We start from the raw sequence: 21,777 nt of genomic DNA, 5'->3' as shown, positions 1-21,777 counted from the left end.
ACACTTCGTGCGGCAGCGCTAATATCACTTGCGTCTGCATAGACCGGGGTCGCGACGACCGCGCCGAGAACACATGCCAGTGCGAGCGCGAGTTTTCTAATGCTTGAATACAAGGACCGAACGACCATCATCGCGGACCCGGCGCGGGTCGCGTTTCGGGCGGCGCAGGCTGGATATTCACACCGCCGCGGTCAAGCTTGACCTCCACCGGCATGCCGCCGACCTCGGCGTTCACGGTTACACCTTGGCCTTGGTCAATCCGGACTTCCGCGTTGCCAACATCGACAGGAAGTTCGCTGAGTTCTGGCAAGTCCAACGGTTCAATCGGGCCTTCAGGATCAGGCTGCTGACGCAGCTTCGGCCTTGCCGCAGGTGCCGCATTGCGGATCGACTGCGCCATGAAATCGCGCCAGATGCGCGCCGGCAAACCGCCGCCGTTAACACCGCGCAACGGGGTGTTGTCGTCATTGCCAATCCAGACCCCGACCACGAGGTCACCCGCAAATCCGACAAATAATGCATCGCGATTGTCTTGGCTCGTTCCTGTTTTGCCATAGGCCGGAATGGACAGCCGCGCCGCGCGTCCGGTTCCCTTATTGACCGTCGCACCCAGAAAATCGAGCAACATCCCGTGCGTACGGCTGCTGAATGAACGTGGTCCGGAAAACAGCCATTCGATCCATCCTTGCTCTTCGCGTTTGATGGCGTGCGGTTCAACGGGCCATTGGTTTCCCGCCACACCGGCATAGGCAGCCGTCAGCTCAATCAGGGTCAGGCCCGAACTGCCCAGCGCCATGCTCTGGTCCATCGTCAACGGACTACGCACGCCCAGATCCGTGGCCGCGCGCGCCACCGCTTCGCCGCCAACTTTTTGATATAGGCGGACCGCAGCCACGTTGCTTGACTGGGCAAATGCCTGCTCCAGCGTAATGTTACCGCGATAATTTTGCCCCGAATTTTTGGGGCGATACGCGCCTTCATTGATCGGCGTATCGGCAATCAACGATTCCGGTGTCATCCCCGACCGGAGCGCGGCCAGATAGACAAAAAGTTTGAAGGTCGAACCCGGTTGCCGCTTTGCCTGCGTCGCGCGGTTAAACGCGGAATCCTTATAGCTTCGGCCACCGACCATGGCGACAACTTCGCCATTGGGGCGCATCGCGACGAGCGCGATTTGGGCATTGCCAACGGCGGATCGCGCCACAACCTTGCGGGCGATGTTCTGCAATCGCGCGTCCAACGTCGTGGTAATCCTGACGTCGGCATAGCCGCTGTCGGTCAGCAGCCGCGCCTGGGGAATGGCCCAGTCTGCAAAATAGGTGCCCGTCGGCAGCGTTTCCCGCACGCGAACGTCAAGCCGCGCGACGGGTGTCGCGTCGGCCTTGGCCCGGGTAATGACATTATTGGCGACCATTGCATTCAGCACCAATTGCGCCCGCTTGGCCGCGCGTTCGGGGTTCTTTGTCGGGGCAAGCCGCGACGGTGCCTGTACAAGTCCGGCAAGCATCACCGACTGGCTGAGCGTCAGGCGCTCGGGCTGCCTGTAGAAATAATGTAAGGACGCTGCGCGCAGGCCGTAGACATTGTCACCGAAATAAACGTTCGACAGATAGCGCTCAAGAATTTCGTCCTTCGTCAAACGCCCTTCCAGCCAGAACGCGATGAGCATTTCGCGCGCCTTGCGCGTTAGGCTGCGCTCCGGCGTCAGAAACGTGAATTTCGCGAGTTGCTGCGTAATCGTGCTTCCGCCCTGCGTCATTCCGCTGCCAAAAGCGTTGGACCAAAACGCACGCGCAAGGCCACGGGGATCGATACCGAAATGCGAATAAAATCGGCGATCTTCGATAGACAAAAACGCCTGCACGACGTGCGGGGGCAGCGTGCCAACATCAACCGGCTTATCAACGATAGCCCCGTTCCGCGCGATTGGCGTGCCATCCGACGCCAGCAGCGTAATGCGCGGCGGTGCGATGGGCTGAAGCGATTTGGACAATGGCGCCGTAATCGCAAGCCACAATATCAACAATATGAACAGGCCAAGCAGGGCCGCACTGGTTCGGCTAAACCACCACCAGCGCGTCTTGCCCAAGATAAGGCGCCGTGTCGACGCTGGCTTTGCATCGGGATTCCAAGGCTGCGGATCATCGGGAAAGCGCTGCGCATAGCTTTCATCGAAGGCCGCCAGTCGGCCGTCAATATCCGAAGGAATGTTAGAAGAGGAGCGCCGGAAAAGCATCGCGTGGCTGTATTATATCGATATAACGGTGAATGCGAGGGTATATTTACGCTTTTCGCTGAACGTCAGATGAAGGCGCTTTTTTAGCGTCCAGCGAACAGTGCATAAATTCTCTGCCGACTGGGCTAGGCCCTGCCGAGGTCGCCTTTACCGACGGTCCCGCTTGCCATTTCAAGCATTCGGTCGAGGCTTTTTTTGGCAGCCAAACGGACGGTTTCATTCAGATGAATCTGCGGCTGGAGGTCGCGCAGCGCGAGATACAGCTTCTCCATCGTATTGAGCGCCATATAGGGGCAGATATTGCACGCGCAGTTGCCGTCAGCCCCCGGCGCACCGATGAAGGCCTTGGTGGGCTCGGCCTTTTCCATCTGGTGGATGATGTGCGGCTCGGTCGCGACGATGAGCGTGTCGCCCTTCATCGTCTGCGCATATTGCAAGATGCCGCTGGTGCTGCCGACATAGTCCGCATGATCGATGATATGCGGCGGGCATTCGGGGTGCGCGGCCACCGGAACGCCGGGATGCTGCGCTTTCAGTTTCAGCAGCTCGGTTTCCGAAAACGCCTCATGCACAATGCACACGCCCGGCCACAACAGCATGTCACGGTTGAACTTACGGCTCAAATAGCCGCCCAAATGCCGGTCCGGCCCAAAAATGATTTTCTGCTCGGGAGGGATTTGGCTCAAAATCGTTTCGGCGCTTGAGGATGTGACGATGATATCAGACAGCGCTTTCACTTCAGCCGAACAATTGATGTAGGTCAGCGCGATATGGTCGGGATGTGCTTCCCGAAAAGCCTTGAATTTGCCGGGGGGGCACGCGTCCTCCAATGAGCAGCCAGCAGCCATATCGGGCAAAATGACGGTCTTTTGCGGGCTTAATATTTTCGCGGTCTCGGCCATGAACTTGACGCCGCAAAAAGCGATGACATCCGCGTCGGTTTCCGCCGCACGCTTGCTGAGTTCAAGCGAGTCACCGACGAAATCGGCAAGGTCCTGAATTTCCGGCTTTTGGTAATAATGCGCGAGAATGACCGCATTGCGTTCTTTTTTCAGCCGCTGAATTTCAGCGAGCAGGTCAAGTCCTTGCAGATTTTCGCGGGCTACAGGGGCGTTCATTCTGTCGTACCTTTGCGTTGCAGCATTGTCATCTGCGTCTCGAGTGAAGCTCTATGTGGTCGATAAGGCCGATCGAAACAAGTTCTGGCGGGCGCTTTTAAGGTGTTTTTTGCGGGATTAAATGCCAACCTTCGCCTTGCGCAGCCACCCGGCCCTGATTTTGCAAATCGATGAGATGCGCCAATACCGACCGGCCGGCAGCGCCCGTCAAACGCGGATCGAGACCCTTATACATCGCAGCGACCATGTCGGGAATGTGCCCCTCGCCTGCCTCAAGCAAATTCAGAATCTGGCGTTCCCGCTGACGCCGATGACCAATCATGCCGCGTACAAGCTGCCTTGGGTTTTCGACCGCTGGCCCATGTGCGGGGTAATAAATACGGTCCGTACGCTCATATAATTTTTGCAGCGACGCCAGATAGTCGCTCATATCACCATCGGGCGGGCTGACGACGCTGGTGGACCATTTCATGACATGATCGCCGGTAAACAGCGCGCCGCTCTCAACCAGTCCGTAACATATATGGTTGCTGGTGTGGCCGGGGGTTGCAACGGCTTCCAACGTCCACCCGTCGCCTGAAATACGCTCCCCATCCGCAAGGATGCGGTCAGGAGCATAGTCCGGGTCAAAAGCACTATCGGAACGCGGGCCATCGTCGCGCAAGACAAGCGGCGCGCAACCGATGATGGGCGCGCCTGTCGCCGCCTTCAACGGCGCCGCCGCTGGCGAATGATCGCGATGGGTGTGCGTGCACATGATGGCGGCAACACGCTTACCGGCAACAGCGCGCAAGATCGCGTCAACATGCCCCTCGCCATTGATATCAGCCGGATCGCCGATGCTCATCCCGGTACCGACTGGGCCCGGATCTATCACCGCGACATCGGACCCTGCGCCAACCAACCAGGTTTGCGTGCCTGTATAGGTGTAAGGTGAGGCATTGGGCGCAAGCACGCGGCGCACGAGGGGTTCATGCTGCTCGGTTTCGCCAGCTTCTATGCTATCGGGCCAGTTGCTCATGAAATGGCTATGGCGCAATGTCGCGCAAAGAAAAAGGGGCGGTTCGCAAAAACCGCCCCAAATCTTCTGTCACAAGCCGAGCGTGGCAGCCCAGCGAATGGATTGGCGTTTATTCCGCAGCGTCGCTTTGCGCTTCCAGCTTGCGAATTTGCAGATCAAGTTGTTTCACAACATCTTTGCGAACGCCCTTGGGCATTTCTTTGTCCTTCGCAATTTCGTCACGCGCCTCACGCAAGCCTTTGATCGCTTCGGCCCGTGCTAATTTGGCTTGCCCTTTGCCGCACATAACCAGCCGGACGCGTGATTTTTGCTTGCCGTCGAACCCGCTGACATCGGTGGTCACCGGCTGGCCGTCACGACAGTCCTTGGTCATTTCACGAATATCGATTTCGGGGATGTAGGAGGCTATATCCATGTCGCCCATGTCGCCCATGACGCGGATGGTTTCCACGCGGCGGGTTTTGGCGGGCGCGGGCGTATCACCTTCAGCGCCCTTGGCACTGTCTGCCTGCGCCACAGCATCTTCAGCCTCTTCCCGCGATTTTTCGGCCTTATCGATGAATTGCTCAACTTCTTCCGGCGACAATTTCTTATCGGTGCGGAAGATGAAGGTTTTCCCGTCACGTTCGACCTTGGTCACTTCGCCGCCCGAGGCGTCCTGACCGACTATGTCCATCGTCTCACCGTCGCGCTTCAGCTTAATTATCCGGACCTCGCGCTTGACCACTTCAGGCTTGCCTTCTTCAGCCGCGACTTTGTCCTGCGCAACGACCGCGGGAACTATTGTGGCGGTCAGCGGCAATATGATCGCAGCAGCCGTTATTATGCCAATCTTGCCGAGCGAACGGCGGGTATTGCTGGTGTCCTTCATCGTTAGTCTCCTCAATCGCTCAATTATTGTTTTCGGTGAATTCAGTGCCGTCGCAAAGGTCGGCACGCCATCAAATGCTGTCTTCGCCAACGCCTGACCGTACATTGCACGCTCTTCCGGGCCCTTGCCGGCAAGCACGCGGGCATCGCATGCCGCTTCCTGATCAAAGCTGAATGCGTTCCAGCTGATCCACGCAACGGGGTTGAACCATTGCAGACACAGGATGGTGAAAGCGGCCAGATTGGCGAACAGATCGCCCGATTTGTGATGCGCCATTTCATGCGCGATCGCGAGGTCGCGTTCGGCAGGCGAATAGGCTTTGGTAAAATCCTGCGGCACCGCGATCACGCGGTTAAAAAGGCCGAAAGCCAATGGTCCGGCTACCTGATCAGATGCGACGATTTTGACGCCATCGACAACGGCGACGTCCGTGGCTTCGGCCAAAAGGTCATCGCGCATTGCGGCGTAACGGATCATCTGGACCATGAACAACAGCACCGCGCCACCAAGCCAGATCATCAGACCGAGTGCGACAAAATCAATCGTGGGGAGCGCATGTACCGGGTTTGCTGCAGTGGCCAAAGTGTCCGGGGACGATAGCCCCGCGAGCACAGCATCCCTTACTGCGTCTTGGATTGCGATACCGCCGTCAGCTGTGGAAATGGATTGCCCTTCGATCGTGGGCATGCACACACGGGCAGCGGGTATAAGCCAAAGTGCATATGCAATGGTCGGACCAAAATATTTGGCGACAGGCCGCCGCACAATCAAAATGGCGACCATCAGCAATGTCGTGGTCCATAAGGTATCAAACAGCCAAGCGCCCATGAAGTCTATGTTCATGATTTCATCTCCCTCAACAGTTGTTCGATTTCGGAAATGTCAGCGTCGCTAAGCTGTTCCTGCTCGGCAAGATGTGCAACCAGCGGCATGAACCGCCCCCCAAAAAGCCGGTCGACCAGCCGCTTGGATTCATGCGAAACATAGTCCTCGCGATCGATAAGGGGCGAGTACAGAAACCGGCGTCCATCGGCGCGATGTTCAACAGCGGCCTTGGTCAGCAGGCGCGACAGCAAGGTTTTTACGGTTGGTAACGACCAATCACGATCATCTGGCAATCGCGCAGCGACATCTGTCGCCGTCAACGGCGCGCGTTCCCATAGGATTTCCATGATTGTTAATTCAGCGTCGCTGATACGTTCTGATGACATTTTGAATTCTCCGACTACAGACGTAGTCGACTCGACTACATCTGTAAACGTCATTTGTCTGCCATTGTCCGTTTTTCGTCGAAATCCTTTACATATGGGCATCGGGCAAAGGGTGAGGTGCTGTGCCTCTGGTCTCGCAGCCCCCCAATCCTCGCTTGCTCCCCTGAAATTTGAAAACAAAAAAGGCTGGAACCCATTGAGGATTCCAGCCTTTTTCGGTGTGCCTTTACGGCCTTTGGTTATTTCGCGCCGAAATTGATCTTTGCGGTTACGCCAACATACCGATCCGCCTCACGGGGGATGATGTAGCGATATGCACCGCCGGGGCCGCCCGATACGATCGAGGAAGCAAAGCTTTTATCGAACAGGTTCTTCACCTGCAACGCAACCCGCCATCCATCGTTAGGATCAACCAAGGCTGCTGACACGTCGACAATCGCATAACCATCTACGGTCGAGCCAAGGCGGACAGCCGGGTTCGCACTCGCTTCGTAAATCTGGTCGGACTGGCTTGAGATCTGGCTTGCCAACTCGATATTCGCAAAGCCCGACGTTTCAATATCATATTGTGCGCCAAATGACATTTTCCACTTTGGTGCGTTCGCCAAAGGCGTGCCCTTGGCAACCAATTGTGATGCATCGGCACCTGGTGGCAAGCGGAAATTCTCAACCTGCGCCTTGTTGTAAGCGACGCCGCCCGAAAGCGAGAAGTTACGCAATGGCGTCGCAACAAAATCAAGCTCGAAACCTTGGGTCGATACCGAACCTGCATTGGTCAGGCGCGTGGTGCGGACACCGGCTACGAAGTCTGGGCTGTTGGCCTGATAGTTGTTATACTTGGCATAATATGCCGCGAGGTTAAGAATCAGGGCGCCGTCGAAAAGGGTATTTTTCAAGCCCACTTCATACGCATTGACCGTTTCTGGTGCGATAACGCCAGATCCGGGTGTCGTCAGGTTATAGAAGATGTTGTAGGCAGGGCCCTTATAACCACGCGTGTAGCTCGCATAAGCCATATTGTTTTCAGTAAGGTCTGCCTGAACAGCTGCCTTACCCGAAAGGTTATTATTGCTGGTGTTAGCGGTGAAAGGAACACCGTTTGAAGCGCCTGCAACAAAGCCGGTAGCGGGCGCGGTTGCCACGAGACCGTTATTGTAAACGCCAGCGTCAAAGCTTGGTTGCACACCTGGACCTGCGAGCGAGGTGCGGCGGATATGGTATACATCCAATGCGTCATTTGTGTAACGCAAGCCACCAATAAAACGCAGGCTGTCGGAAAGGTTGAGCGTTGCCTGACCAAATAGCGACATGTTTCTGAACGTCGATCCAAAGTCCGCGGTTCCGGCAGGGGTTGTGATAGTCGAAACCCCTGCAGCGGTCGAACAAGGTACGAGGCCAGGCACAACCGCAGCGAGGGTCGATGCTGAACAGGTAATCACGTTGCGCGTGAATGTACGGTCAGATTCGGCCTTTGAATAATATGCCCCGACGACATATTCGAGGAATTCGCCGGTCGGCGAAGCAAGGCGAATTTCCTGGCTAAAGGTATTCGAAGTTTGCGGTCCATTATCGTGCAATTGGTTCAAACCAACATAGGGCCGGTCGAGCCAGTCACCATCACGGATTTCGGTATTATCCCAACCGCGAAGGCTGGTGATCGACGTCAAGCTATGTTCACCCAATTCGATATCGGCTTGCAGCGCAATGCCCCAGCTTTCTTCCTTAGTCGTGGTGACAAGGTTCTGCCGAATGTTGCGTGAATCCGCGGCATCGAAACCCGTTCCAGCCAGCGCCAGCGCAGCTGCGTTCGTTGGCGTGTTACCAATAATTTCGGCACAGCAATCATCATTGGCTTTGCGGTAATCGGCGCGCAGCGTCAGCATGATCTTTTCGCTAACGTCGGCCTCAATCGCGCCACGAACACTGTAATGTTCATAGCCATTGACCTTGTTGCCCGTGGTCAGATTGTTGACGTTGCCGTCATAGCTTCCGTAAAATCCGGTGAAACGCGAACGCACATTGGCACTCAGCGGCACGTTAACGGTCGCACGACCGCGATATTCGGACTTCGTGAAGAACGAACCTTCAACCGTCGCGCCAAATTCTGCTGTCGGACGCTTCGTTACGATGCTGACAACACCAGCCGATGCGTTCTTTCCAAACAATGTACCCTGCGGTCCGCGCAGGACTTCGATACGCTCGACGTCGAACAAATCGGTAAAGCCCTCACCAGCGCGGCTCAAGACAACGCCGTCGAGAACAGCAGCGACCGATGGTTCAGCAGCAATCGAAAAGTTGATGGTACCAACGCCGCGCAGGAACAATGCCTGGTTCAGTGAAGTACCCGCCTTGCGGAAGTTCAAGCTTGGAACAAGATACTGCGCATTTTCAAGCGTGACGCCGCCATTGTTGGCAATAGCCTCACCGCCGACAACGGATACAGCGAGCGGAATATCCTGCAAACGCTCTTCACGCTTTTGCGCGGTTACGATGATTTCTGCGGTGGCCGATTCATCTTCTGCTGGAGCGGTCTGCGCCATGGCAGGCAGGCTGACCCCAGCCATAATTGCGGCGCTTGCGAACAACGAAGCGCGAATGAACGACGTTTTTTTAAATTCAGAACTGAACATCATGTACCTCCCTAAAAATGGCTATCCGTTTCTCAACCAAATCACTTGAGTTTCCTCAAGCAACAAAAGCTATGCTGCGATATACCTAATCAATGGGCGGGTTGTTACCAGATTGACTCAATATGTCTAGCGGTGTCATATAGTGACGTTATTTAAGCCGCGACTGTTGCAATACTGCCATAGTCACAGGCTCGAAACCGAAGGAGGGACAGACGTTGCCATTTACAGTCATCACGCATCCTGAAGGTTTTGACCTACTGCATGGTGATGTCAGCATATTGTCGCACCGGAATGACGCGCCTGCGATCAGCATCGGTAGCGGGCGGCCTGATCTGGAAATGGTCCGTGGCAATTTTCGCATCGACGACATCGTTGAAACACGATTGGCGCTTGATTGTTTCGCCCAAGTCGATGGCTGTATCCGGCTTTGGAACGCAAAGCGGCCTGACGTCGTCGCAACGCTGGTGCTTGAGGAACGGGCGCTGCAATCCATCCTCACATTTCGCTGCACAGATCCGGCCTTTAACCGGCTTTGGATAGATATGCAGTGCGCAACATCCGAAGCCTTTTGGGGTGGCGGCGAACAAATGTCCTATTTGCGCCTCAACGGCAGGCGCTTTCCGTTCTGGACGTCGGAACCCGGCGTTGGCCGTGACAAATCGACCGCGCTTACGCAGACGATGGATGCAGATGGCTTGGCCGGTGGTGACTATTGGACCACCAACTATCCGCAGCCGACATGGGTAAGCTCTTCGCGTTACGCCGTGCACCTCGAAACGGCAGCTTATTCGGTGCTTGATCTGACGGACGCGGGCCGGGTTGGGGTCGAATGCTGGTCAGCAAATGTCGATCTGGAGCTTTTTGACGCGCCTACGCTTCCTGCGCTTGTTACCAAAATGTCTGATCGCTTTGGTCGCCAGCCTGCCCTGCCAGATTGGGCCATTTCCGGTGCCATCGTTGGGCTGAAGGATGGTGTCGACACCTTTGACAGGTTCGAAAAAATCGCAGCCTCTGGCGCGGCGATTACGGGTCTGTGGTGCGAAGATTGGATCGGCATTCGTCAGACCAGCTTTGGCAAACGGTTGTTTTGGGACTGGAAATGGAATGCTGCGCGCTATCCTGATTTGCCCGCACAAATCGCGGCGCTTGCCGAACGGGGCATTCGCTTTCTCGGCTATGTAAACCCCTATCTGGCGGTGGATGGGTCGCTGTATCAAGAGGCACGCGCTGCCAACTTCCTTGCGCTGCGGCAGGACAGCGACACTCCTTATGCCGTCGACTTCGGCGAATTTGACGCGGGCGTTGTGGATTTCACCAACCCTGCCGCCGCGGCGTGGTTTGCCGACCGCATCATTGGTCAGGAAATGCTCGACTTCGGGCTTTCGGGATGGATGGCAGATTTTGGCGAATATCTTCCGACCGATGTGCGCCTGTTCGACGGGTCTGACCCGATGGAGGCGCATAATCGCTGGCCCGTGCTTTGGGCAAAGGTCAATGCAGACGCCATCGCATCGCGCGGCAAAACGCATGACGCGACATTCTTCATGCGCGCCGGTTTTTCGGGCGTGCAGGCGCATTGTCCATTATTGTGGGCAGGCGACCAATGCGTCGACTTCACCCGCCACGACGGGATCAACACGGTCATCACGGCGGCATTATCGTCCGGATTGTTGGGCAACGCGTACCACCACAGCGACCTCGGCGGATATACCAGCCTGCATGGCGTGGTCCGGACCGCAGAATTGATGCACCGTTGGATCGACTTGGCGGCCTTTGCACCCGTCATGCGCAGTCATGAGGGCAATCGTCCTGCAGACAATCTGCAACTCGATAGCAGCGCCGAAATACTCACCCATTTTGCCCGCATGAGCCAAGTGCATGCCCGCCTTGCACCATATGTCCGCGCCTTGTCCGACGAGGCTGTGGCGACCGGCCTGCCGCTTCAGCGTCCGTTGTTCCTGCACTATGACGATGCGGCCTATTACGACATTCAGGACCAATATCTTTATGGCGCAGACATGATCGTCGCACCTGTGGTCAACGAGGGTGCAAGCAGCCGCAACGTGACTTTGCCAGATGGGGATTGGATCCATCTTTGGTCCGGCGATGTGTACGCCAAAGGCATATATGACATCGCGGCTCCGCATGGGCAGCCGCCTGTGTTCACCCGCAAGGACAGCGTGCACGCATCGCTGTTCGGCGCGATCACACAGGAATTCAGGTCATGAACAGCCGATCCAATATCCGTGATGTCGCAAAGCTTGCCGGTGTGGCCGTCAAAACCGTCAGCCGCGTGCTCAACAATCACCCTTATGTCAGTGCAGAAACCAAAGCGAAGGTCGACGCCGCGATGGCGGAACTGCGGTTTTCGCCCAGCATCGCAGCGCGCATATTGGCGGGCACGAAGTCGGGCCAAATTGCGCTGATTTATGACAATCACAGCCCTTATTATATGCACCAGATCATGCAGGGCTGCTGGGACCGATGCCATGAAGAAGGCATGCGCCTGATTGCCCAGCCCGTCGATGTGTCCGACCCCGCTGTGGGCGAGCAGGTGCGCGGCATGGTCCGGCAGACGCATGTTGATGGCGCGATATTGTCTTCACCCGTCACCGATTGCGGCCCCGTGCTGAACGTTCTTGAAGCGATGAACATTCCCTTCGTGCGCATTTCACCCGGCACCAACCATGCGCTTACCAGCTCGGTATTCATGGATGATATGCAGGCCGCGGACGACATGACGACGCACCTCATCAACATTGGTCACCGTCGGATTGCCTTTATCAAGGGTCATGCGAACCATATGGCCAGTGCCGAACGTCAGGCCGGATATGAACGCGCGCTTAGCCGTGTTGGCATATCGGTGGATCCCGACTTGATCGCCGAGGGTCATTTTGATTTTGAAAGCGGCGTTGCGGCAACAGAGCAGTTTCTATCGCTTAAATATCCGCCCACAGCGGTCTTTGCTTCAAATGATGACATGGCCTCGGGTGTCCTTGCCGTCGCCCATCGCCGCGGCATTCAGGTGCCTGAACAATTGTCTGTCGCCGGGTTCGACGACACCACGCTTGCCCGCGTTGTTTGGCCGCCCTTAACCACCGTGCGCCAGCCTGTACGCGATCTGGCGTCGACGGCGGCCGACCTATTATTTGGCGAGGGCGGTATTGAGCATCGCCGTCTTCCACACGAACTGATCAGCCGCGAGTCGGTTGCCCCACCTTATTCACCTTCCATAAAAAAGAGCAAAAACACATGACCCTTCCAACACCTCCGTCGACGCGCCTTTTGGGCAAAAGCGGCATTGAAATTTCATCGATTGCCTGGGGCATGTGGCGCTTTGCGGGTCTTGAAATCTCCGCAGCCCGCGCAGCCATTGATGCGGCGTTCGAAGCAGGCATCACCCTTTTCGATACGGCGGACATTTATGGCTTTGGCGAACAAGGCTTTGGCAAGGCAGAAGAGCTGCTTGGCCGCGTCTTTGCCGAGGCACCCGAATATCGTGACCGGATGGTGCTGGCTACCAAGGGCGGAATTACCCCGCCGACGCCATATGACAGCAGCGCGGAATATCTGACCAAGGCGATTGACGACAGCCTGTCGCGTTTGGGCACTGAATATGTCGACCTGTGGCAAATCCACCGTCCCGATATCCTTACCCACCCGCAAGAAATCGCACGCACCATCGAAGCCGCGCACAAAGCCGGAAAAATCCGCGCTTTTGGTGTGTCAAACTTCACGCCCGCGCAAATAACGACGCTGGCACAGTTCAGCAGCGTTCCGATTGTCTCGACGCAGCCGGAGCTTTCCCCATTGCGGATCGATACCATCGAAAATGGTGAGCTTGATCAAGCCATCGCCATGGATTTGGCCGTGTTGGCATGGTCACCACTTGGCGGCGGACGGATCGGTGATCCAGGCAACACGCGCGAACAAAATGTAGCGGCAGCCTTGTCGGACGTTGCAGCCGCGCATGGCGTTTCGCGCACCGCAGCGGCCTATAGCTGGATTATGGCGCACCCTGCCCGCCCAATCCCGATTGTTGGATCGCAAAACCCGGCACGCATCATTGAGGCTGCCGATGCCTTGAAAATCAAATGGACCCGCGCTGATTGGTACAACGTGTTGGTCGCCGCGCGAGGAGTTCCCCTGCCATGAAAAACCCGATCGAAGTCAGCTGGTTCTCCGCATTATGCGACGATGATTACGAATTTCTTGGGCAACCCGACCCCATGCTCGCGTCGAGTTGGGAGCATTGCCGCAATATCGTGCTTGCTGCTGAAAAGGGCGGGTTCGACAATATATTGCTGCCCTCGGGCTACACGCTTGGGTTGGATACCACAGCGTTTGCGAGCGCGATTGCGACGCTGACCACGCGTATCAAATTGCTGATGGCGGTGCGTATTGGCGAAAGCTGGCCCCCGCAATTGGCGCGACAGATTGCCACGCTAGACCAGATTTCGGGTGGGCGTTTGAACATCAACATCATCTCGTCTGACTTGCCGGGTGACAAGATGGACAGCGAACCGCGCTATCGCCGGACGGTCGAAGCGATGCAGATCCTCAAGACATTGTTGAACGGCGAACATCTGTCGATCGATGGCGAGCATTATAAAATCGATCTCGATCCGCCACGTATGAAGACCGTCAGCGGCAAATGCCCGCCGTTATATTTCGGCGGTCTCTCGCCCGCGGCTAAAGACGCTGCTGCCGAAGGTTGCGATGTATATTTGATGTGGCCAGAAACGGTTCAGGGCGCAAAGGATCTTGTCGAAGACATGACCGCGCGCGCGGCAAAATTTGGACGGACGTTGAAATATGGCTTCCGCGCGCATGTGATCGTGCGTGAAACCGAAGCGGAAGCCCGGGCCTATGCGAACCGCCTCTTGTCCAAGCTGGATGCGCAGCAGGGCGACGCAATCCGCAACAAATCATTGGATACGCAAACCTTCGGTGTTGCGCATCAGGCCGAATTGCGCGCGCAATCGGAAGCGAACGACGGATATCTGGAAGACAATCTGTGGACCGGAATTGGCCGTGCACGTTCAGGCTGCGGCGCTGCGATCGTTGGCGACCCGGACCAAGTGCTCGCCAAAATCGAGGCATATCGTGCGGTCGGCATCGAAGCCTTCATTTTGTCGGGTTACCCGCACATCAACGAATGCGACATGTTTGCACGGTATGTCTTGCCGAAATTGGACCATGGGCGGTTGGTGATCGACTGACCCATATTCTTACCCCCCGTCATCCTGAACTTGTTTCAGGATAACAGGCCACGGCGGTGCGTTATCCTGAAACAAGTTCAGGATGACGTGAGAGGCTTAATCCGACAGACCCGCCATGCGTTCGGCCTGATCTTCGGCAATCAGCGCCGCGACCAATTCACCAAGGCCACCGCCTTCCAATATCTCCGGAAGCTTATGCAGCGTCAGGTTGATCCGGTGGTCGGTGACGCGGCCTTGCGGGAAATTATAGGTGCGGATGCGTTCCGAACGGTCGCCTGAGCCAACCATCGCTTTGCGGGCCTCGGCCTCCGCGCCTTGGGCTTCCTCGCGCTCTTTTTCGTACATGCGCGCACGCAGCACTTGCATGGCTTGTTCTTTGTTCTTGTGCTGGCTGCGTCCGTCTTGGCAGGTCACCACAATGCCTGTTGGCAAGTGGGTAATGCGCACGGCCGAGTCCGTGGTGTTGACGTGCTGTCCGCCCGCACCCGACGCACGGTACACGTCGATTTTCAGGTCGCGCGCCTCGATCTGGATATCGACTTCGGTCGGCTCCGGCAGCACCGCGACGGTCGCTGCGCTGGTGTGAATGCGGCCGCCGCTTTCGGTGACGGGCACGCGCTGCACACGGTGGACACCGCTTTCATATTTTAGCTTTGCGAAAACGCCATTGCCCTTGATCGCGACAACCACTTCCTTGAACCCGCCCACATCGGACGCGCTGATGGAAATAGGTTCGATCTTCCACCCCTGCCCCGCGGCGTAGCGTTCGTACATGCGGTACAGGTCACCGGCAAACAACGCCGCTTCATCACCGCCCGTGCCAGCCCGGATTTCGAGCATGGCGGGCCGGTCATCGGCGGCATCTTTCGGCAAGAGCGAAATGGCCAAAGCGGTTTCAGCTTCGCTCAACTGATGGCTGACATCCTCCAGTTCCTCAATCGCCATTTCGTGCAGGTCGGGGTCGGAGGAATCCTTAGACATATGCTGCAAGGTTTCGATTTCCTTACGCAGTCGCCGGACATTGGCAGCCGCCTTGGCCACCGGTTCAAGCTCCGAATATTCCTTGGACGCCGTGACAAAGGCATCGCCCTCCAACTGCCCCGACGCCATCCGCGCCTCAAGCTCGGAAAAGCGCGATTCAATAAGTGCGATACGTTGCGGGGAGATTTTGGTCATGCGAGCGACTGAAGAACGCTCTTAAGCCGGTCATTGTTATCGTCACCGGACATCCCGTAATACCCATCCTCATTGACGCGCAGGATAGCCGCCGGGCTTTGCTTGACGGCCTTATCATAGCGCTTTTTCGGAGAACCAGTTGCAATCATGTCGGCCGAAATTCCGGCTTGGCGCAGCTGACGCAAAAGCGCGAAGGCATGCCCAAGACCCGCGTCATTCTCCAAAACAATCATGGCTTCGATCTGCTGTGTTGGCACGGCGTCAATCAACATGCCCAACCGCTCAATGCCCGCCGCCCAGCCAACCGCTGGCGTCGCTGGTCCGCCCAGGTTCTCGATTAGACCATCATAGCGTCCACCACCCAGAACAGTGCCCTGCGCACCGAGCCGGTCGGTCACAAATTCAAACGCAGTGTGGCGATAATAATCGAGGCCGCGCACCAGCGCGGCATTGCGTGTCCAAGCCACACCAGCGGCATCAAGGCCTACTGTGACCGCGCCGAAGAAATCCTGTGCTTCGCCAGACAGATAATCGTCGATCACCGGCGCAGCGTCGGCAATCGGGCGGTCTTTGGGGTCTTTGCTATCCAGAATACGCAGCGGATTTTTCTCCAGCCGCGATAGGCTGTCTTCGGAAAGCGCCCCCTTGTGATCGTTGAAATAGCCGACCAATGCCGCCCGCCACGCGTCGCGGCTTGGCGTGTCGCCCAATGTATTGAGCTGCAACGTCACGCCGTCATTTATGCCCAATTCCTTCAGCAATTGGTCCGCCATCACCAGCAGTTCAACATCGGCGGCAGGCTCTGCTGCGCCGATAATCTCCGCGTCAATCTGGTGAAATTGACGATAGCGGCCCTTTTGCGGGCGTTCGTAACGGAACAATGGGCCGTGCACCGACAGCTTCATCGGCGCAAATTGCTGCCAGCCATTGGTGAGATACGCGCGCGCAATGCCCGCCGTAAATTCGGGACGCAGCGTGATTGAATCCCCGCCGCGATCTTCGAAGCTGTACATTTCCTTGGATACGACATCGGTCGCCTCACCCAAGCTGCGCGAGAAAACCGCCGTTGGCTCAATGACGGGCAGTTGCAGCCCCTTAAATCCATAAAGCCTGCGCACGCGCTCAAATGTTGCGACGACATGCGCAAAACGTTCTTCTGTCTCGCCGAACATGTCCTGAGTACCGCGAACGGCTTGGGGTGTCTGTATCTTTGCCATATTAAAGCGCCCTAGCGGCTAATTGTTGTTAGTGGAATAGGGCTGGACGCGCCAATCGGCTTTCGCCAAAAGTCTGGCCCATGAATCCACGCATATTGTCGCGCGCTATCGCCGCATTCGCCCTTTCCGCTAGCCTCATTTCTGCAGCCTCTGCGCAAAACAGTGCGCCGCAGCCGGTGCCTATCGTCTCAAACATCCCTGAGCCGCAAGATCGCCCCTTGTCGGAACCGATGATCCTGTCTGTGGACGCAACCGATATTGATCGCGCTATTTTCCAAGTGCGTCAGGTCATTCCTGTAGAAAAAGGCAAGCCGCTCATCCTGCTTTACCCGCAATGGTTGCCCGGCAAGCATGGTCCACGCGGTGCACTGGCCGAAATGACGGGGCTGATGATCCGCGCGGGCGGGAAGACGCTGCGTTGGACCCGCGACCCGGTTCAGGTGTACGCTTTTCATGTCGATGTGCCTGCCGAAACATCGTCCGTCGATTTAGAATTCCAATTCACAGCGCCCGTCCGCGAAAGTGAAGGCCGCATCAACGTCACGCCCAATATGATGAACGTCCAATGGGAACAGGTGGCCTTGTACCCCGCAGGACATTTTACCCGCGCTATTCAGGTAAAGCCGTCGATTACATTGCCCGAAGGCTGGACGGGCGTGGCCGCGCTTGATGGCCCAAAGATTACCGGCAACCGCATCGATTATGGCGTGACGAGTTTTGAAACCCTTGTCGACAGCCCGATGTTCGCGGGGCCACATTATAAAAAATGGGACCTGGGCAACAATGTCACGCTGAACGTGTGGGCGGACGACCCCAAATATCTGGCCGCCAAGCCCGAACACATCGCTGCACATCGCGCATTGGTGGATGAATCGCTCCTGCTTTTTGGATCAAAGCATTTTGATCGCTACGAATTTCTGCTTGGCCTGACCGAAGAGCTTGGCGGCATTGGGCTTGAACATCATCGCAGCTCGGAAAATACGCGCGAGACCGACTATTTCATCGAATGGGATGACAATATGTCCGAACGCGGCCTGTTGCCGCACGAATTCACGCACAGCTGGAACGGCAAGTTCCGCCGTCCCGATACGATGTGGACGCCCGATTATTCCACCCCGATGCGCGACAATTTGTTGTGGGTCTATGAAGGGCAGACCAGCTATTGGGATCTCGTCCTTGGTGCGCGCTCGGGCCTGCAATCCAAAGAAATGGTGATGGGCGAATGGGCCAAATATGCGGGCTTTTACGCAGAACAGCCAGGCCGCACGTGGCGTTCGGTGGAAGATACCACGCATGATCCCATTTTTGGCGCACGCAAAGCCAAGCCATTCGCAAGCCACGCACGCGGCGAAGATTATTATAATGAAGGCTCGCTCATCTGGCTCGACGCGGACATGACCATCCGCACGCTTTCAAAGGGTAAGAAATCGCTCGATGATTTCGCCAAAGCCTTTTTTGGCGTGCGCAACGCCAATTGGGGCGTGCTCACTTATAATTTTGACGAGATTGTCCGCACGCTGAATGCTGTGCAGCCTTATGATTGGGCGAAGTTTCTAGATACCAAACTGCGTCAACCGGGTCAGCCCGCACCGTTGAACGGTTTTGAATTGGGCGGGTACAAACTTGTCTGGAAAGAAGAGCCAAACATCTTCGACAAAGAGCTGATGAAGGAAGGCAACAACTTCAACCTCACCCACTCGCTGGGGCTGACGTTGGACAAAGAAGGTCGTGTCACATCGGTATTATGGAACGGCCCTGCTTTTAAGGCCAATATTGTCAACGGCACCAAAATCATTGCGGTCGATGGCTATGCTTACTCCAAAGACGGCCTGAGTGCCGCAATCAAGGCTGCAAAGGGTGGGGAAAAGCCCGTGCGCCTTATATTGGAACGCAACAAACGTTTTGAGCAAATAGACATCGCCTATTCGGGCGGCTTGCGCTATCCGCACCTCGAAACCACGGGCAAGGGCGAAACGGCGATCGATCGTTTGCTCAGTCCGCGGCGGACCAACTAAAACCATTTGAAAGCATTCTCCCATGCGTATTGATTTGATTCCAGCAGGCGACAATGTGCCTGAAAGCCTGAACGTGCTGATCGAGGTTCCCATTGGCGGTGAACCTGTAAAGTATGAATTCGACAAGGCTTCTGGCGCTCTTTTCGTAGACCGTTTCCTGCACACGCCCATGCGTTACCCCGCCAATTATGGCTTTGTTCCGCATACATTGGGTGAAGATGGCGACCCGTTGGACGCGCTCGTCGTCGCGCGCTCGCCTATCGTTGCCGGTGCGGTCGTCAAATGCCGCCCGATTGGCGTGTTGATGATGGAAGATGATGCTGGCGGTGACGAGAAATTGCTCTGCGTGCCGGTCAACAAGACCTTCCCTTATTATTCGGACGTTGTGACCTATAAGGATATGCCACCAATCGTCCTTCAACAGATCGAACATTTCTTCACCCATTATAAAGACCTGGAGCCCGGCAAATGGGCCAAGTTGAATGGCTGGGGTGATGAAAACGACGCCAAGCGCATTATCATGGAATGCGTCGAACGTGCGAAGGAACATGGTGTATGAATCGGACAGCGCTAGTCACATTGGTTGCACTAGCGCTCTCGGCATGTGCCACCCCTGAAGCACGCGTAAAAACCGCGCTGATGGATGCCGGTCTGCCCAAACCGATTGCAGCCTGTATGGCTGACCGGATGGTCGACCGGCTTTCACTTGTGCAACTGAACAAACTGAGCAGCCTTAAAAAGCTGCGCGGTCAGGACATGCGCAAGATTACAGTCGAGGACTTTCTGAAGCGCACACGTTCGCTGCAAGACCCCGAAATACTGGGCGTCGTAAGCTCGTCCGGCCTTATTTGCGCGGTGAAGGCGTAAACAACCCAACTGATATTTGTCATCCCGGACATCAGTTCGGGATGACACATTTTTAGCTTAAAGCCTTCATCAACATCGCGAACCAACCGGTATCGGCCTTTGCCGTCGCGGGTGCACCAAAATCCACACATTCAAGACATTTGGCCTGCGCGCCACGCACGCCGGTGAGCATGTTCAGATCAGCCGAAATCCGCTGGAACAGCAACTGCTGCTGCCACGATGCTTGCGCAAAAATATCCATCGGTGCCGCAGCCTGCGCCCGCTTTGGCATCAGGCCACTGATGAGCGTGCCTGCGAAGCTCGTTGGCGGTTCGATATATTCGGCATGCCATCCATCGGGTTTCAATCCGGCACGCTTTACGGCTTCCGCGAGCGCATCATGCATACCACCGGTCCTGTCGACAAGGCCAAGCTTGCGGGCCGTGCCACCTGCCCACACACGCCCCTGCGCGATGGCATCGACTTGTTCGGGCGTTTTCTTGCGCGCCGTTGCGACGCGCGTCAGGAACTGGCGATAGCCATTCTCAATGGCGCTTTGGGCCACGCGGTCAAATTCGGGGCTGAAGCCATTCAAGATATCCGGTTCGCCGGACAATGGCGTTGTCTTCACGCCGTCTGCATTCACGCCGATTTTCGCAAGGCCAGCCTCCGCACTTGGAATGACGCCGAAAATACCAATGGATCCGGTAATCGTGGCAGGATCGGCAAAAATAACATCGGCGGGAAGCGATATCCAATAACCGCCGCTTGCGGCCAAGTTCGCCATCGAAACGATGACCGGAATCTTTTTTGCCTTCGCCGCTTCAATCGCCAGACGGATTTTTTCAGACGCCGTGACGGAGCCGCCCGGCGAGTCCACGCGGACCACCAAAGCTTTCAAATCCTTATTGTCGAGCGCATCGTAAATGAGACCGCTGACGGTGTCGCCCGCTGCGGTTCCGGGACCACCCTCTCCGTCAACGATGGTACCCGCAATGGTCACAACGCCAATCTGCGCACCCGCGGTTGCGGGACCATAGCTCGCAAGTAACGCGTCCATCGGTGTGTGGGCAAAGCCGCCGGTCGTTTTCTTGTCATCCGCGCCAACCTTGCCGGCGATGAATTTGCCGAATGCGATACGGTCACCCAGCTTGTCGACCAGACGCGACGACAGCGCCAATTGCCCCAGATCGCCTTTGACGGACTCCACCGCACCGGCCGGGTCGGTCAACATACGGTCCAGCTGTGCTTGGGGGCGCGCCTTTGCTACGCCCGCTTTCCACTGGCTCCAAACTTCATCATATACGCCCTTGATCGCCATTTTGGATTCAGGGGACTGCTCGGTGCGCATATAGGGTTCAACGGCGCTCTTGAAGGTTCCGACACGGTATATGTTGGCCTTCACACCAAGCTGGTCGAGCAAGCCCTTATAATATGGCTGTGATCCGCCGGGTCCCGTAATCATTGCGCCGCCCAATGGGTCCATCCAGATTTGCGTGGCATGGGCCGCCAGTTGATAGCTGTCGTCCGTATAGGCCGTGGCGAAGGCATAGACAGGCTTGCCCGCCTTTTTCACCGCCTCAAGGCTGTTGCCGATTGCCGCAAGGCTCGCCTGTCCGCCGCCCATGAACCGTTCCATGTCGACCACGACCAGTTTTACCCGCGCATCTTTTTCCGCCAGCTTTAGCGCGCGAACGACATCGCGTTGCCGGATTTCACCGGTTGGCATGGCTGAGGACGTGAGCGCTGTAAGCGGGTCAACTTCTGCAGGCTGTTCGGAAATAACACCATCGAGTTTCAGCAACAATGCACCATCGCGTACGACCGCCGGATTGGGGCTGGCGTTCAGAAGCGCGAATATCGCGAGGAAGAAGAACAACAGGAAAAAGAGCACCAGCAGGTCCTTAAACCCAACCAATATTTTCCAGCTGACGCGCAGAAACTGCATAATGTGATGCCCCTTTTGATCTTTGTTCTGATGTAAGCATTCAAACGCCGTTTGCCACTATTGTTCGACAAAAAGATGTTGCGCGCTGACAAGATTGCGAAACAGAAAAGGGCCGCTGGAATGATCCAACGGCCCTTAAACATGGGTCAGCGGTCGGATGTGCCGCTGCCGGAAGTTGCTTTCATGCCGTGACCGGCATCGCCGATGTTATCGGCGGCCGATCTCCCGAACGGAATTCCCCGACCTCTTAACTGAACCATGAGACA

The 21,777-nt window shown here is 56.5% G+C and carries 16 protein-coding genes; 7 read left to right on the top strand and 9 right to left on the bottom strand.

The window, feature by feature from the left end; genetic code table 11:
• Positions 1-127: 127 nt before the first annotated feature.
• The 6 genes from ACIQ0G_RS00470 to ACIQ0G_RS00445 all read right to left on the bottom strand — a co-directional run bounded on the left by ACIQ0G_RS00470 (position 128) and on the right by ACIQ0G_RS00445 (position 9,090).
• Entirely contained in the window at positions 128-2,236 is a 2,109-nt protein-coding gene (locus tag ACIQ0G_RS00470) for a transglycosylase domain-containing protein (RefSeq protein ID WP_397576201.1), read from the bottom strand.
• A gap of 125 nt (positions 2,237-2,361) precedes the next feature.
• Positions 2,362-3,354: a quinolinate synthase NadA gene (gene nadA / locus ACIQ0G_RS00465; protein ID WP_397576200.1), complete on the bottom strand. Its 993-nt coding sequence runs from the start codon at positions 3,352-3,354 to the stop codon at positions 2,362-2,364.
• 97 nt (positions 3,355-3,451) lie between these two features.
• A complete protein-coding gene (locus ACIQ0G_RS00460; protein ID WP_397576199.1) occupies positions 3,452-4,375 on the bottom strand; it encodes an MBL fold metallo-hydrolase in 924 nt (307 codons plus the stop codon).
• A gap of 109 nt (positions 4,376-4,484) precedes the next feature.
• Positions 4,485-6,089: a M56 family metallopeptidase gene (locus ACIQ0G_RS00455; protein ID WP_397576198.1), complete on the bottom strand. Its 1,605-nt coding sequence runs from the start codon at positions 6,087-6,089 to the stop codon at positions 4,485-4,487.
• Positions 6,086-6,457, bottom strand: a complete 372-nt coding sequence (locus tag ACIQ0G_RS00450) for a BlaI/MecI/CopY family transcriptional regulator (RefSeq protein WP_397576197.1) — start codon at positions 6,455-6,457, stop codon at positions 6,086-6,088. Before ACIQ0G_RS00450 ends, ACIQ0G_RS00455 begins: the two co-directional genes overlap by 4 nt.
• 239 nt (positions 6,458-6,696) lie before the next feature.
• Complete coding sequence (locus ACIQ0G_RS00445; RefSeq protein ID WP_397576196.1) at positions 6,697-9,090, bottom strand: TonB-dependent receptor; 2,394 nt, start codon at positions 9,088-9,090, stop codon at positions 6,697-6,699.
• Between the two features lie 212 nt (positions 9,091-9,302).
• Between ACIQ0G_RS00445 and ACIQ0G_RS00440 the strand changes: the two genes are divergently transcribed.
• Genes ACIQ0G_RS00440 through ACIQ0G_RS00425 form a run of 4 tightly spaced genes read left to right on the top strand, consistent with a single transcriptional unit; the run spans position 9,303 to position 14,309 of the window.
• A complete protein-coding gene (locus ACIQ0G_RS00440) occupies positions 9,303-11,315 on the top strand; it encodes an alpha-glucosidase (protein ID WP_397576195.1) in 2,013 nt (670 codons plus the stop codon).
• Entirely contained in the window at positions 11,312-12,343 is a 1,032-nt protein-coding gene (locus tag ACIQ0G_RS00435) for a LacI family DNA-binding transcriptional regulator (RefSeq protein WP_397576194.1), read from the top strand. The genes ACIQ0G_RS00440 and ACIQ0G_RS00435 overlap by 4 nt, the downstream gene beginning before the upstream one ends.
• The gene (locus ACIQ0G_RS00430) at positions 12,340-13,242 is read left to right on the top strand and encodes an aldo/keto reductase family oxidoreductase (RefSeq protein WP_397576193.1); all 903 of its coding nucleotides are present in this window, start codon (positions 12,340-12,342) and stop codon (positions 13,240-13,242) included. The genes ACIQ0G_RS00435 and ACIQ0G_RS00430 overlap by 4 nt, the downstream gene beginning before the upstream one ends.
• Entirely contained in the window at positions 13,239-14,309 is a 1,071-nt protein-coding gene (locus ACIQ0G_RS00425; protein WP_397576192.1) for an LLM class flavin-dependent oxidoreductase, read from the top strand. The genes ACIQ0G_RS00430 and ACIQ0G_RS00425 overlap by 4 nt, the downstream gene beginning before the upstream one ends.
• Positions 14,310-14,405: 96 nt before the next feature.
• Here ACIQ0G_RS00425 and prfA read toward each other — a convergent pair whose 3' ends face one another.
• Positions 14,406-15,485 carry a peptide chain release factor 1 gene (gene prfA, locus ACIQ0G_RS00420; RefSeq protein ID WP_397576191.1) on the bottom strand — a complete coding sequence of 360 codons (1,080 nt, stop codon included), beginning with the start codon at positions 15,483-15,485 and terminating at the stop codon, positions 14,406-14,408.
• Positions 15,482-16,702 carry a histidine--tRNA ligase gene (gene hisS, locus ACIQ0G_RS00415; RefSeq protein ID WP_397576190.1) on the bottom strand — a complete coding sequence of 407 codons (1,221 nt, stop codon included), beginning with the start codon at positions 16,700-16,702 and terminating at the stop codon, positions 15,482-15,484. The genes prfA and hisS overlap by 4 nt, the downstream gene beginning before the upstream one ends.
• 80 nt (positions 16,703-16,782) lie before the next feature.
• Here hisS and ACIQ0G_RS00410 point away from each other — a divergent pair, with 80 nt between their 5' ends.
• From ACIQ0G_RS00410 to ACIQ0G_RS00400, 3 genes are read left to right on the top strand one after another with little or no spacing between them, the layout of a single operon-like run.
• Complete coding sequence (locus ACIQ0G_RS00410; protein ID WP_397576189.1) at positions 16,783-18,717, top strand: M61 family metallopeptidase; 1,935 nt, start codon at positions 16,783-16,785, stop codon at positions 18,715-18,717.
• A 22-nt stretch (positions 18,718-18,739) separates the two neighbouring features.
• On the top strand, positions 18,740-19,276 hold the full coding sequence (ppa, locus tag ACIQ0G_RS00405; protein WP_324479498.1) for an inorganic diphosphatase: 537 nt from the start codon (positions 18,740-18,742) through the stop codon (positions 19,274-19,276).
• Positions 19,273-19,584, top strand: coding sequence for a hypothetical protein (locus ACIQ0G_RS00400; protein ID WP_397576188.1), 312 nt, complete (start codon positions 19,273-19,275; stop codon positions 19,582-19,584). The genes ppa and ACIQ0G_RS00400 overlap by 4 nt, the downstream gene beginning before the upstream one ends.
• Before the next feature lie 52 nt (positions 19,585-19,636).
• Here the strand turns inward: ACIQ0G_RS00400 and sppA are convergent, their stop codons facing one another.
• Complete coding sequence (sppA, locus tag ACIQ0G_RS00395; protein ID WP_397576187.1) at positions 19,637-21,511, bottom strand: signal peptide peptidase SppA; 1,875 nt, start codon at positions 21,509-21,511, stop codon at positions 19,637-19,639.
• Positions 21,512-21,777 lie beyond the last annotated feature (266 nt).

The organism is Sphingorhabdus sp. (genome assembly GCF_044354325.1).
Classification (GTDB): Bacteria; Pseudomonadota; Alphaproteobacteria; order Sphingomonadales; family Sphingomonadaceae; genus Sphingorhabdus_B.
Note: the sequence above shows the minus strand (reverse complement) of the source record. Positions and strands in the feature narration are given on the sequence as shown.

What these genes read in the sequence shown, in the direction of transcription:
- ACIQ0G_RS00425 (WP_397576192.1), top strand. Translation starts at nt 13,239, where the DNA reads ATGAAAAACCCGATCGAAGTCAGCTGGTTCTCCGCATTATGCGACGAT.
- ACIQ0G_RS00450 (WP_397576197.1), bottom strand. Translation starts at nt 6,457, where the DNA reads ATGTCATCAGAACGTATCAGCGACGCTGAATTAACAATCATGGAAATC.
- hisS (WP_397576190.1), bottom strand. Translation starts at nt 16,702, where the DNA reads ATGGCAAAGATACAGACACCCCAAGCCGTTCGCGGTACTCAGGACATG.
- ACIQ0G_RS00445 (WP_397576196.1), bottom strand. Translation starts at nt 9,090, where the DNA reads ATGATGTTCAGTTCTGAATTTAAAAAAACGTCGTTCATTCGCGCTTCG.
- ppa (WP_324479498.1), top strand. Translation starts at nt 18,740, where the DNA reads ATGCGTATTGATTTGATTCCAGCAGGCGACAATGTGCCTGAAAGCCTG.
- ACIQ0G_RS00470 (WP_397576201.1), bottom strand. Translation starts at nt 2,236, where the DNA reads ATGCTTTTCCGGCGCTCCTCTTCTAACATTCCTTCGGATATTGACGGC.
- ACIQ0G_RS00410 (WP_397576189.1), top strand. Translation starts at nt 16,783, where the DNA reads ATGAATCCACGCATATTGTCGCGCGCTATCGCCGCATTCGCCCTTTCC.
- prfA (WP_397576191.1), bottom strand. Translation starts at nt 15,485, where the DNA reads ATGACCAAAATCTCCCCGCAACGTATCGCACTTATTGAATCGCGCTTT.
- ACIQ0G_RS00455 (WP_397576198.1), bottom strand. Translation starts at nt 6,089, where the DNA reads ATGAACATAGACTTCATGGGCGCTTGGCTGTTTGATACCTTATGGACC.
- ACIQ0G_RS00400 (WP_397576188.1), top strand. Translation starts at nt 19,273, where the DNA reads ATGAATCGGACAGCGCTAGTCACATTGGTTGCACTAGCGCTCTCGGCA.
- sppA (WP_397576187.1), bottom strand. Translation starts at nt 21,511, where the DNA reads ATGCAGTTTCTGCGCGTCAGCTGGAAAATATTGGTTGGGTTTAAGGAC.
- ACIQ0G_RS00460 (WP_397576199.1), bottom strand. Translation starts at nt 4,375, where the DNA reads ATGAGCAACTGGCCCGATAGCATAGAAGCTGGCGAAACCGAGCAGCAT.
- ACIQ0G_RS00430 (WP_397576193.1), top strand. Translation starts at nt 12,340, where the DNA reads ATGACCCTTCCAACACCTCCGTCGACGCGCCTTTTGGGCAAAAGCGGC.
- nadA (WP_397576200.1), bottom strand. Translation starts at nt 3,354, where the DNA reads ATGAACGCCCCTGTAGCCCGCGAAAATCTGCAAGGACTTGACCTGCTC.
- ACIQ0G_RS00435 (WP_397576194.1), top strand. Translation starts at nt 11,312, where the DNA reads ATGAACAGCCGATCCAATATCCGTGATGTCGCAAAGCTTGCCGGTGTG.